This window comes from Streptomyces sp. NPDC003697 (assembly GCF_053587115.1).
On sequence record NZ_JBSFNN010000001.1, the window covers coordinates 41,215 to 52,700 of the forward strand.

Below are 11,486 nucleotides of genomic sequence, written 5' to 3' on the forward strand. Positions count from 1 at the left end.
GGGCCGCCGCGGAGGACGTCCGCGCGCCCGCCGGGCGCACCGGGAGGAGGCCGGGAGAGCCGGCCGCACTCCCGGTGCATCCGGGCGCGGCGCGACCGCGCTGCGGCGACCCCGCGGTGCGCCCGGTGGCGCCGGTGTACGCCGACTCCGCGGGCGGGTGCCGCCGGCGCTGACGGCGGCCGGTTCGCGGGCGACGCGGCCGTCCCCCGGCCCGCACCCGGCAAGTGACGACGGCCGTCACCCGCTCCGCCGCAGGCAGACGGGCGACGGCCGGCGTCCGGCCCGCGGCCGACAGACGGGCGAGCGACGACGAATGGCGCCGACCCGCCCCGTCCTCGCCTCGCGCGGTGACCTGTCGTGCGGGACGGTGGACTGACGCGCCGTATGTGCGTCACGGGCGGACGCGGTGTCCGCGTCCCTTGGGAAGGAGCGCTCGCATGACCGACCACACCTACCGGCTCACCGAGATCGCCGGCACCTCCCGGGAGGGCCTCGACAAGGCCATCGAGAACGGCATCGCCCGCGCCTCCCAGACCCTGCGCAACCTGGACTGGTTCGAGGTGACGCAGGTCAGGGGAGGGATCGAGGACGGGCGGATCCAGTGCTACCAGGTCTGCCTGAAGGTCGGCTTCCGCATCGAGGACGTGGACTGACCGCCGCCGCGCCACGGCATCCGCCTCAGGTCCGCCCCTCCCGCTCCTGCGCGTCCTCCAACTCCGCCGAGGGCGCCGCCCAGCGGGCCCGCAGGACCCGGAAACCCGCCTCCTCCGCGTCCGCGCAGACCAGCTCGTCGTCGTCCACGACCACACGGATCTCACGGTGCCGGGCGAGGCTGCGCAGGGTCTCCAGCTTGGTACGGCGGGCGGGCCTGCGGTCGTGGTCCCGGCGCATGTGGACGCGTCCCTGCGGCAGGCCGTGGGCGGCGAGCCAGTCGAGCGTGTCCCGGCGGTAGCGCTCGGGCCGTCCGGTCAGGTAGACGACCTCGCACTCCTCCGCGTTGTCCCGGGCGAACCGCACGCCCTCGGGGATCGGCGGGTCCGCCGGCGCGGCCGCGAAGAAGGCGTCCCAGTCCCGCGGCCTGCGCTCCAGGAACCGCTGCCGGTGCGCCGTGTCGGCGAGCGTGTTGTCCAGGTCGAACACGGCCAGGGGCCGTTTGCTGCTGTCCGTCACACCGCCCAGCGTAAGAGCCGCGTACGCACAAGGGCCCCGCCGCGGCCGTCCGGCACTGCGCCGTGCCCGGCCCGCGGCGATGCGCCCGCGCCCACTCCGCACGGCGTCCGGGCAGCCCCCGCCCGGATGCGTGGGCGGGTCGTACGTCCGATGCTGGGAACATGTCCGGACCACTGCCCGTGATCGTCCACCCGCCCTCACCGACGGGCGGCCGGCGCGTCCGCGTGAACGGCGAGATACTCGGCCTCGCCTACAACGTCGGCGATGTCGCCGAGTTCCTCCGCCGTGCCGGGCTGGACGTCGACCCCGTGGAGGTGACGGTCTCTCCGCTGATCGACTGGCGTGGGGGCGGACCGGAGTACTGGGGACCGGAGCCGGTCGGGGAACTGCCCTGAACACTCATCCGGGCCCGCCTCACTGTGACACACATCACACCGGATGGCGGAAGTTTTTCCCCGCGCGATGATCCGTTCACCTGACGCGTCCGTACCTCCTGGCGTACACGCCGTTCGCGTCTGGAGGCACCATGCCCATGTCCCGCAACACGATCGGAACCGTCTTCGTCGTGGGTGCGCTGGGTCTGACCCTCACCGCCCTCGCCTACCCCTCCATGCTCGGGGTGCAGAACACGACCGGCTCCCCGAACCGCATCATCGCCAACACCCCGTACGGCCCGCTCACCGAGGCCGACCGCGACTTCGTGGTCAAGGTCCGCTCGGCCGGGCTGTGGGAGTACCCCCTCGGCGAGATCGCGCTGCAGAAGGGCTCGACGCCGCAGATGAAGGAGGCGGGCAAGCACCTGATCGTCGGCCACGCCGGACTCGACGCGATGTGCCGCAAGATAGCGCCCGAGCTGGGCATCACCCTGCCCAACCAGGCCACCCCGCAGCAGCAGCAGTTCGTGGCGACCTCTGCGGCCCAGTCCGGCGCGCAGTTCGACTCCACCGCCGCCAACATCATGCGGGTGACGCACGGCCAGATCTTCCCGGCCATCGCCAAGATCCGGGCCAGCACCGAGAACAGCCTGGTGCGTCAGCTCGCGAACCTGGCGAACGACACCGTGCTCGACCACATCACCGTGCTGGAGAACACCGGCACGGTCAACTTCGGCCAGGTCAACTTCCAGCAGACGTCGCCGCCGAAGCTGCCCAAGGACCAGCTCACCCCTCCCCCGCCCCCGCCCGGCGCGCCGATGGTCGTCCTGACCCCCCGCCCGGACCTCGGCGTCAACACCGCCACCCCGACGCCCGGCCCGGCCCCCAGCCCGTCTGCCGGCTGAGCCCTGGCCGGCGGGCTCGCCGGTGCGGCACCACACCACCCCGCACACCTTCCGCCCGTGGATCGACTCGGGGAAGGGGGGCGGGCGGGACGGACAGGACGGCGAAGAAACCGCCGAGGTCCTCGGGGGCGCCGTGGCAGCGGCTCCCGGCCGCCCGCCGTGCGCGTGCACGCCGCCGTCACGGTTCGCGAGGCCCGCGAGGTCTCCGAGGTCCGCTCCGCAGGCGGTTGCGGGCCTCGGGGTGGCCGGCGCCACCGGCGTGCCGCACTGCGGACACCCAGCGGGAATCCCCGGCCGCCCATCGCGTTGACCCCTGTGTGAGTTCGCTGATCGCTTCGACCCGTTTCTCCGTGCTCGACCGCTCACGCGTGCGGGAGGGGCACCCGGACGCCGAGGCACTGCGGGACACCGTGCGGCTGGCGCAGGAGGTGGAGGCGCTGGGTTACCACCGGTTCTGGGTGTCCGAGCACCACGGCGTACCCGGGGTCGCCGGATCCGCGCCGACGGTGCTGGCCGCCGCGGTGGCCGCCGCGACCCGCACCATCCGCGTCGGCACGGGCGGGGTGATGCTGCCCAACCACCGGCCGCTGGTGGTCGCCGAGCAGTTCGGCGTGCTGGAGTCGCTGTTCCCCGGCCGCGTCGACATGGGGCTGGGCCGTTCCGTGGGGTTCACCGGCGGCGTGCGCAAGGCCCTCGGGCGGGACAGGGGCGACGCCGAGGACTTCGGGGCGCAGCTCGAGGAACTGCTCGGCTGGTTCCTGGGCTCGTCGCCGACGGGGGTGCACGCGCGCCCCGCCGAGGGGCTGCGGGTGCCGCCGTTCGTCCTGGCGATGGGCGAGGGCGCCGCGATCGCGGCCCGCGCGGGCCTGCCGGTGGTCATCGGCGATCTGCGCGACCGCGACCGGATGCGGCGCGGCATCGACCGGTACCGCACGCAGTTCCGGCCCTCCCCCTGGGCCGAGGAGCCGTACGTCGTGATCTCCGGGACCGTCGCCGTGGCCGCCACCGCGCGGGAGGCCGGGCGCCTGCTGGTCCCGGAGGCGTGGTCGATGGCGTACGCCCGGACGCACGGCACCTTCCCGCCGTTGCCGCCCGCCGAACAGGTCGAGTCCCGGCGGATGACCGGCAAGGAGCGCGATCTGTACGAGTCCGGGCTGGCCGGCGGGCTCGCCGGCACCGAGGAGCAGGTCGCGCAGGAACTGGAGACGGTCCTGAAGGAGACGGGTGCGCAGGAGGTCCTCGTCACCACCAGCACGTACGACCGGGCGGCCCTGCTGGACTCCTACCGCCGGCTCGCCGGCGTCTTCTCCTCCCGCTGACGCGCGCCGGCGAAGGAGGCCCCCGGCCGCTCCGGGCGGTGGCCGACATACGATCCCCGGATGATCGAAGGCAAGACGGTAAGGCTCCGCGCACTGCGCGCGGAGGACGCGGAACACCACGTGCGGTGGCGCAACGACCCGGAGGTGGTGCACTGGGCCACCGGTGGGGACCCGCGCTTCGGCCCGGTGACGGCCGAGGCCGTCGCACTCGGCTTCGAGACGATGCTGCGCCTGGACCCGAGGGAGTCGGCCGTTCTCACCGTCGAGGACCTGGCCGACGGCACGGTGATCGGCATGGTGGACTACCGGGACCTGGACCCGATCGCCGGGCAGGCCACGGTCGGGGTCACCATCGGGGAGCGCGACCGCTGGGGCCGCGGCCACGGCTCGGACGCGCTGCGGCTCCTGGTGGCACACCTGTTCGGCTCCTTCGGGCTGCACCGGATCGGACTCGACACCTGGAGCGGCAACGAACGGGCCGTCCGCGCGTTCACCGGGCTGGGCTTCCGCGAGGAGGGCCGCCGCCGTGGTGCCGTGCTCGTGGCGGGCAGGCGGTACGACACCGTGCTGTTCGGGATGGTGCGGGAGGAGTGGCCCGGCGCGGCGCGCTGACCGCGGGAGCGGTCGGGAGCCGAGCCCGCGCAGGCAGCGGGCGGACCCGCCCGGCCCGCCGGCGCCCGCGCCGCACGGCAGACCGAGCCCGGGACAGCCGCCACCCGGCGCGGGCCGCCGCCATAGGATGGCAGGGTTTGTCCCTTCACCGGCAGCAGTCCCCGTACGGAGCCCCGCCATGCACAGCCCCCACGACCCGTACGTCCGCGTGCGCGGTGCCCGCGAGCACAACCTGAAGGGCGTGGACGTCGACATCCCGCGGGACACGCTGGCCGTCTTTACCGGGGTGTCGGGTTCCGGGAAGTCCTTGCTGGCGTTCGGCACGATCTACGCGGAGGCGCAGCGGCGCTACTTCGAGTCGGTCGCGCCGTACGCCCGCAGGCTGATCCACCAGGTCGGCGCCCCGAAGGTCGGGGAGATCACCGGGCTGCCGCCCGCGGTGTCGCTCCAGCAGCGGCGGTCGGTGCCGACGTCCCGGTCCTCCGTGGGCACGGTGACGAACCTGTCCAACAGCCTGCGGATGTTGTTCTCCCGCGCCGGGGACTACCCGCCGGGCGCCGCAGGCCTGGACTCGGACGCGTTCTCCCCGAACACGGCGGCCGGGGCGTGCCCTCGCTGCCACGGGCTCGGCCGGGTGCACAGCACCAGCGAGGAGTTGCTGGTCCCCGACCCCTCGCTGTCGGTCCGCGAGGGCGCGATCGCCGCGTGGCCGGGCGCCTGGCAGGGCAAGAACCTGCGGGACGTCCTCGACGCGCTCGGGTACGACGTCGACCGGCCGTGGCGCGAACTGCCCGCCGAGCAGCGGGAGTGGATCCTGTTCACGGACGAGCAGCCGGTCGTGACCGTGCACCCGGTCCGGGAGGCCGGCCGCATCCAACGGCCTTACCAGGGCACGTACATGAGCGCCCGGCGGTATGTGCTCAAGACGTTCTCCGACTCCAGGAGCGCCACCCTGCGGGCGAAGGCGGAGCGCTTCCTCACCAGCGCGCCCTGCCCGGCGTGCGGGGGCAGCAGACTGCGCCCCGAGGCCCTGGCCGTGACCTTCGCGGGCCGGACGATCGCCGAGCTGGCGGCGCTGCCGCTGACCGAGCTCGCCGGGCTGCTGCGGGGCACGTCCGGGACCGCTCGGGTCCTCACCGACGACCTGAAGTCCCGGATCGCGCCCGTTCTCGAACTCGGCCTCGGCTACCTGAGTCTGGACCGCGCCGCACCCACCCTGTCGGCGGGCGAGCTGCAGCGGCTGCGGCTCGCCACACAGCTGCGTTCCGGCCTGTTCGGGGTGGTGTACGTCCTCGACGAGCCGTCCGCGGGTCTGCACCCGGCGGACACGGAGGCGCTGCTGGTGATGCTGCAGCGGCTGAAGGCGGCGGGCAACTCGGTGTTCGTGGTGGAGCACCACCTGGACGTGGTGCGGGGCGCCGACTGGCTCGTCGACGTCGGACCGGGCGCGGGCGAGCACGGCGGGCGGGTGCTGCACAGCGGGCCGGTGGCCGAGCTGGCCCCGGTCGCGGAGTCGGCGACGGCCCGCTTCCTGTTCGGCCGCTCCCCCGCGGCGCAGCGCGCCGTCCGGGAGCCGCGCGGGCAGGTCCAGGTGGGCCCGGTCACCCGGCACAACCTGCGCGACGTGTCCGTGCGGTTCCCGCTCGGCGTCTTCACCGCGGTCACCGGTGTCTCCGGCTCCGGGAAGTCCACGCTGATCGGCGCGATCACCGAGGACCTGCCGGGTGTCGGGCGGCTGGTGTCGGTGGACCAGAGGCCCATCGGCCGCACCCCGCGCTCCAACCTGGCCACGTACACGGGGCTGTTCGACACCGTGCGGAAGGTGTTCGCGGCCACGGAGGAGGCCCGGGCCCGCGGTTACGGCGTGGGCCGGTTCTCGTTCAACGTGGCGGGCGGGCGGTGCGAGACCTGCCAGGGGGAGGGCTTCGTCAGCGTCGAGCTGCTGTTCCTGCCGAGCACGTACGCGCCGTGTCCGGAGTGCGGAGGGGCGCGCTACAACGCGGAGACGCTGGCCGTGACCTACCGGGGGCGGAACATCGCGCAGGTGCTCGACCTGACGGTGGAGAGCGCGGCGGAGTTCTTCGCGGACACCCCGGCCGTGTCCCGCAGTCTGGCCACTCTGCTCGACGTGGGCCTCGGTTACCTGCGCCTGGGCCAGCCCGCGACCGAGCTGTCGGGCGGCGAGGCCCAGCGGATCAAGCTCGCGGGCGAACTGCAGCGCGGCCGCCGCGGTCACACGCTGTACCTCCTCGACGAGCCCACCACCGGTCTCCACCCGGCGGACGTAGAGGTGCTCATGCGGCAGCTGCACGGGCTCGTCGATGCCGGGCACACCGTGATCGTCGTCGAGCACGACATGTCGGTCGCCGCGGGGGCGGACTGGGTGATCGACATGGGTCCGGGCGGGGGCGAGGCGGGCGGCCGCGTCGTCGCGGCGGGACCGCCGTCGGAGGTGGCCCGCGCGGCGGGCAGCGCGACGGCCCCCTACCTGGCGCGGGCGCTGGGTCGACCGGACGCGGAGCCGAGCGCGACGGGTCGCTGAACACCGCGCTCCCGTCCCCGCGCAGCGGGCAGCCGGCCGCTCGTGGCCGCCGTGCACCGGCGGGGCCGACCTCGACCTGGGGTGAGGGGGTCGCCGAATGCCGGGTGCCTGACGGGACCGGGAGGAGCACCGCTCCCGGTCCCGCCCGTCCGCACCCTGTCGGCGAACGTCCGGTGGGCCGTAACGGCCCTCAGCGCTTGGCCGCCCTGCGGGTCGCCCGCAGCCACTCCCTGTTCATGCTGGTGATGGAGGTGAGCGGGATGCCCTTCGGGCAGGCCGTCGCGCACTCGCCCGCGAGGGTGCAGCCGCCGAAGCCCTCGTCGTCCATCTGGGCGACCATGTCCAGCACCCGGGTCTCGCGCTCGGGCGCGCCCTGCGGCAGGACGTTGAGGTGGTTGATCTTCGCCGAGGTGAAGAGCATCGCCGCGCCGTTGGGGCAGGCGGCCACGCAGGCACCGCAGCCGATGCACTCGGCGTGCTCGAAGGCGTGGTCGGCGTCGGGCTTGGGCACGGGCGTGGCGTGCGCCTCGGGGGCCGAGCCGGTGGGGGCGGTGATGTAGCCGCCGGCCTGGATGATGCGGTCGAAGGCCGAGCGGTCCACGACCAGGTCCTTGACGACCGGGAAGGCCGCCGCCCGCCACGGCTCGATGTCGATCGTGTCGCCGTCCTCGAAGGACCGCATGTGCAGCTGGCAGGAGGTGGTGCGCTCCGGGCCGTGCGCGTCGCCGTTGATGACCAGGCTGCACGCGCCGCAGATGCCCTCGCGGCAGTCGTGGTCGAAGGCGACGGGGTCCTCGCCGGAGAGGATGAGCTGTTCGTTGAGGACGTCCAGCATTTCCAGGAAGGACATGTCGGGCGAGATGCCGTCCACCTCGTAGGTGGACATGGCGCCGTCGGCGTCGGCGTTCTTCTGCCGCCAGACGCGCAGGGTGAGCTTCATGCGTAGCTCCGCTGGGTGGGGTGGACGTACTCGAAGACGAGGTCTTCCCTGTGCAGGACGGGGGCCTCGCCGGTGCCGGTGAACTCCCAGGCGGCCGCGTAGGCGAACTCGTCGTCCCTGCGCGCCGCCTCGCCGTCGGGGGTCTGGGACTCCTCGCGGAAGTGGCCACCGCAGGACTCGGCGCGGTGCAGAGCGTCGAGGCACATCAGCTCGGCCAGCTCCAGGTAGTCGACGATGCGGTTGGCCTTCTCCAGCGACTGGTTCAGTTCCTCGCCGGTGCCGGGAACCTTCACGCGCCGCCAGAACTCCTCGCGGATCTGCGGGATGCGCTCCAGCGCCTTGCGCAGGCCGGCCTCGGTGCGGGCCATGCCGCAGAGCTCCCACATGAGTTCGCCGACCTCGCGGTGGAAGGAGTCCGGGGTGCGGTCGCCGTCGATGGACAGGAGCAGGTTGAGCCGGTCCTCGGTCTCGGAGACGGCCTCCTGCACGGCCGGGTGGTCCTCGCCGACCCGGTCCAGGTGCGGGTTGCGGGCCAGGTAGTCGTTGACGGTGGCCGGCAGCACGAAGTAGCCGTCCGCCAGGCCCTGCATCAGCGCGGAGGCGCCGAGGCGGTTGGCGCCGTGGTCGGAGAAGTTGGCCTCGCCGACCGCGAACAGGCCGGGGACGGTCGTCTGCAGGTCGTAGTCGACCCACAGGCCGCCCATCGTGTAGTGCACGGCGGGGTAGATCCTCATCGGCACCTCGTACGGGTTCTCCGCGGTGATCCGCTCGTACATGTCGAAGAGGTTGCCGTACTTCTCCTCGACCTTCCGGCGGCCCATCCGCCGGATCGCGTCGGCGAAGTCGAGGTACACGCCCTGGCCGCCGGAACCGACGCCGCGGCCCTCGTCGCAGACGTTCTTGGCCGCCCGGGAGGCGATGTCGCGGGGCACGAGGTTGCCGAAGGACGGATAGATGCGCTCCAGGTAGTAGTCGCGCTCGTCCTCGGGGATCTGGTTCGGCGGGCGGTCGTCGCCCTTGGCCTTCGGCACCCAGATCCGGCCGTCGTTGCGCAGCGACTCGCTCATCAGGGTGAGCTTGGACTGGTGGTCGCCGGTGCGCGGGATGCAGGTCGGATGGATCTGGGTGAAGCAGGGGTTGGCGAAGTAGGCGCCGCGCCGGTGCGCCCGCCAGACGGCCGTCGCGTTGGAGTTCATGGCGTTGGTCGACAGGTAGAACACGTTGCCGTAGCCGCCCGAGGCGAGGACGACGGCGTCCGCGAAGTAGGTGCTGATCCGTCCGGTGACCAGGTCGCGGGCGACGATGCCGCGGGCCCGGCCGTCGACGACGATCAGGTCGAGCATCTCGGTGCGCGGGTGCATCTCCACGTTGCCCGCGGCGATCTGCCGGGACAGCGCCTGGTAGGCGCCGAGGAGGAGCTGCTGGCCCGTCTGGCCGCGGGCGTAGAACGTGCGGGAGACCTGGACGCCGCCGAAGGAGCGGGTGTCGAGGAGGCCGCCGTACTCGCGGGCGAACGGCACGCCCTGCGCCACGCACTGGTCGATGATCTCGACGGAGATCTGGGCCAGGCGGTGGACGTTGGACTCGCGGGCGCGGAAGTCGCCGCCCTTCACGGTGTCGTAGAACAGGCGGTGGACCGAGTCGCCGTCGTTGCGGTAGTTCTTCGCGGCGTTGATGCCGCCCTGCGCGGCGATCGAGTGGGCGCGGCGCGGGGAGTCCTGGTAGCAGAACTGGACGACGTGGTAGCCCTGTTCGGCGAGGGTGGCGCCCGCGGAGCCGCCGGCGAGGCCGGTGCCCACGACGATGACCGTGTGCCTGCGCCGGTTGGCGGGGTTGACCAGCTTGGCCTCGAAGCGGCGCGTGTCCCAGCGCTCGTGGATCGGGCCGGCCGGTGCCTTGGTGTCGGCGACCGGGTCGCCCGTCGTGTAGTCGGCGTAGGTCGTCATGTCAGCTCACCACTCCGGTCATGACGCCCACGGGCACGGCGACGAAACCGGCCGTGAGCAGCAGCGCTAGGACGTTGGCCAGGGTCTTCAGGGCGCGGTCGCAGGTGCGGCTGCCCACGCCGAGGGTCTGGGCGGCGCTCCAGAAGCCGTGCCGGATGTGCAGGCCGAGCGCCAGCATGGCGACGATGTAGATCACGTCGCCGTACCAGGTGGAGAACGTGCCCACCACGTTCTGGTACGGGCGGCCCGACTGGAAGGCGCCGGGGTGGGCGGTCCCGGTGGTCAGGTCGAGCAGGTGCCAGACGATGAACAGGCCGAGGATGATGCCGCCCCAGCGCATGGTGCGGGTGGCGTAGCTCGCCCGGGGCCGCGCGTGCACGTACTTGGTCGGGCGCGCCCTGATGTCGCGCCGGCTGAGCTGGTAGGCCGAGACGGCGTGGGCGACGACCGCGGCCACGAGCACGACGCGGATCAGCCAGAGCATCCACTGGTAGTGCATGAACGGCTCGCCGACGGTGCGCAGCCAGTGGGCGTAGTGGTTGAACTCACCGGCCCCGAAGAAGATCTTCAGGTTGCCGATCATGTGGGCGACGAGGTACAGCAGCATGACAAGCCCACTGACCGCCATCACGGTCTTCTTGCCGACGGTCGAGTCCCACACGGTGCGCGCCATGGACGGCCGTCGGTCCGTCCGCGTTGCCAGAGCCATGCTGCTGACGCTAGGGCCGAACGACCTCATCGGTCCAAGACATGGTCCGGCTCGTTTCGATAGTCCTGCCCTATGATGAGGGGGTGCAGTTCCAGCAGCTCCAGTACTTCGTGGCGGTCGCCGAGACCCGGCACTTCACCCGGGCCGCGGAGCGGGTCCATGTCGCCCAGCCGTCGCTGTCGCAGCAGATCAAGGCGCTGGAGCGGGAGCTGGGCGCGGACCTGTTCCTGCGGGCGCGCGGCAACATCACGCTGACCGACGCCGGTGAGGCCCTGCTGCCGCTGGCGCGGCGCATCCTCGCCGACGCGGACACGGCCCGGCACGAGGTCCAGGAGTTGGTGCAGCTGCGCGGTGGCCGGGTGCGGCTGGGCGCCACCCCGAGCCTGTGCACCGGCCTGCTTCCTGACGTGCTGCGCGCCTTCCACGACCGGTATCCCGGCATCCGTCTGCTGATCGAGGAAGGCGGCTCGCACGACCTCGTGCGGGAGCTCGCCCGCGGCGCCCTGGACCTCGCCCTGGTCGTCCTGCCGCTGCCGACGCCGTCCCCGGCGCTGACGACGGTGGAGCTGCTGCGCGAGGACCTGGTGGTCGTGTCCTCGCCGGAGGCGCCCGGGCCGGGGCAGGGGCGGCGCGCCGTCCGCATCTCCGATCTGGAGGGCGAGCGCCTGGTGATGTTCCGGCACGGCTACGACCTGCGCGAGCTGACCGTCGCGGCGTGCCGTGCGGAGGGCTTCGAGCCGGACTTCGCGGTCGAGGGCGGGGAGATGGACGCGGTCCTGGGGTTCGTCCGGGCCGGGCTTGGCGTGGCCGTCGTCCCGAGGATGGTGGCCGCGCGGTCGGGCCGGGGGATGCGTGTGACCCCGCTCGAACGGCCCGGACTGCACCGCACGATCGCCCTGGCGCACCGCAGTGACGTGGCCCCGCCGAGGGCCGCGCGGGAGCTGCAGCGGATGCTGCTGGAGCGCTGAG

11 protein-coding genes are annotated in these 11,486 nt (G+C 73.0%); 7 read left to right on the forward strand and 4 right to left on the reverse strand.

The genetic code is table 11. The features are described 5' to 3' along the window. Positions 1-437 precede the first annotated feature (437 nt). The gene (locus tag ACWDNY_RS00165) at positions 438-653 is read left to right on the forward strand and encodes a dodecin (protein WP_451643404.1); all 216 of its coding nucleotides are present in this window, start codon (positions 438-440) and stop codon (positions 651-653) included. A gap of 25 nt (positions 654-678) precedes the next feature. On the opposite strand, the gene ACWDNY_RS00170 is transcribed toward ACWDNY_RS00165, so the two are convergent. Further along, positions 679-1,170: a phosphatase domain-containing protein gene (locus ACWDNY_RS00170; protein WP_451643405.1), complete on the reverse strand. Its 492-nt coding sequence runs from the start codon at positions 1,168-1,170 to the stop codon at positions 679-681. A 161-nt stretch (positions 1,171-1,331) separates the two neighbouring features. Between ACWDNY_RS00170 and ACWDNY_RS00175 the strand changes: the two genes are divergently transcribed. The 5 genes from ACWDNY_RS00175 (at position 1,332) to ACWDNY_RS00195 (ending at position 6,922) form a co-directional block, all read left to right on the forward strand. Further along, positions 1,332-1,565, forward strand: coding sequence for a hypothetical protein (locus ACWDNY_RS00175; protein ID WP_451643406.1), 234 nt, complete (start codon positions 1,332-1,334; stop codon positions 1,563-1,565). A 131-nt stretch (positions 1,566-1,696) separates the two neighbouring features. Beyond that, positions 1,697-2,449 carry a DUF4142 domain-containing protein gene (locus ACWDNY_RS00180; protein WP_451643407.1) on the forward strand — a complete coding sequence of 251 codons (753 nt, stop codon included), beginning with the start codon at positions 1,697-1,699 and terminating at the stop codon, positions 2,447-2,449. A 317-nt stretch (positions 2,450-2,766) separates the two neighbouring features. After that, on the forward strand, positions 2,767-3,768 hold the full coding sequence (locus ACWDNY_RS00185; RefSeq protein ID WP_451643408.1) for an LLM class flavin-dependent oxidoreductase: 1,002 nt from the start codon (positions 2,767-2,769) through the stop codon (positions 3,766-3,768). A 60-nt stretch (positions 3,769-3,828) separates the two neighbouring features. Further along, the gene (locus ACWDNY_RS00190; RefSeq protein WP_451643409.1) at positions 3,829-4,380 is read left to right on the forward strand and encodes a GNAT family N-acetyltransferase; all 552 of its coding nucleotides are present in this window, start codon (positions 3,829-3,831) and stop codon (positions 4,378-4,380) included. Positions 4,381-4,558: 178 nt separating this feature from the next. After that, positions 4,559-6,922, forward strand: coding sequence for an ATP-binding cassette domain-containing protein (locus tag ACWDNY_RS00195; protein ID WP_451643410.1), 2,364 nt, complete (start codon positions 4,559-4,561; stop codon positions 6,920-6,922). A gap of 190 nt (positions 6,923-7,112) precedes the next feature. Here the strand turns inward: ACWDNY_RS00195 and ACWDNY_RS00200 are convergent, their stop codons facing one another. The 3 genes from ACWDNY_RS00200 to ACWDNY_RS00210 are packed head-to-tail and all read right to left on the reverse strand — an operon-like array spanning position 7,113 to position 10,517. Further along, positions 7,113-7,862, reverse strand: a complete 750-nt coding sequence (locus tag ACWDNY_RS00200; RefSeq protein ID WP_451643411.1) for a succinate dehydrogenase/fumarate reductase iron-sulfur subunit — start codon at positions 7,860-7,862, stop codon at positions 7,113-7,115. Beyond that, positions 7,859-9,808, reverse strand: a complete 1,950-nt coding sequence (locus ACWDNY_RS00205; protein WP_451643412.1) for a fumarate reductase/succinate dehydrogenase flavoprotein subunit — start codon at positions 9,806-9,808, stop codon at positions 7,859-7,861. The genes ACWDNY_RS00200 and ACWDNY_RS00205 overlap by 4 nt, the downstream gene beginning before the upstream one ends. Position 9,809: 1 nt before the next feature. Continuing rightward, positions 9,810-10,517: a succinate dehydrogenase gene (locus ACWDNY_RS00210; RefSeq protein ID WP_451643413.1), complete on the reverse strand. Its 708-nt coding sequence runs from the start codon at positions 10,515-10,517 to the stop codon at positions 9,810-9,812. Positions 10,518-10,600: 83 nt separating this feature from the next. Here ACWDNY_RS00210 and ACWDNY_RS00215 point away from each other — a divergent pair, with 83 nt between their 5' ends. Further along, complete coding sequence (locus tag ACWDNY_RS00215; RefSeq protein WP_451643414.1) at positions 10,601-11,485, forward strand: LysR family transcriptional regulator; 885 nt, start codon at positions 10,601-10,603, stop codon at positions 11,483-11,485. The last annotated feature ends 1 nt before the right edge of the window (position 11,486 follow it).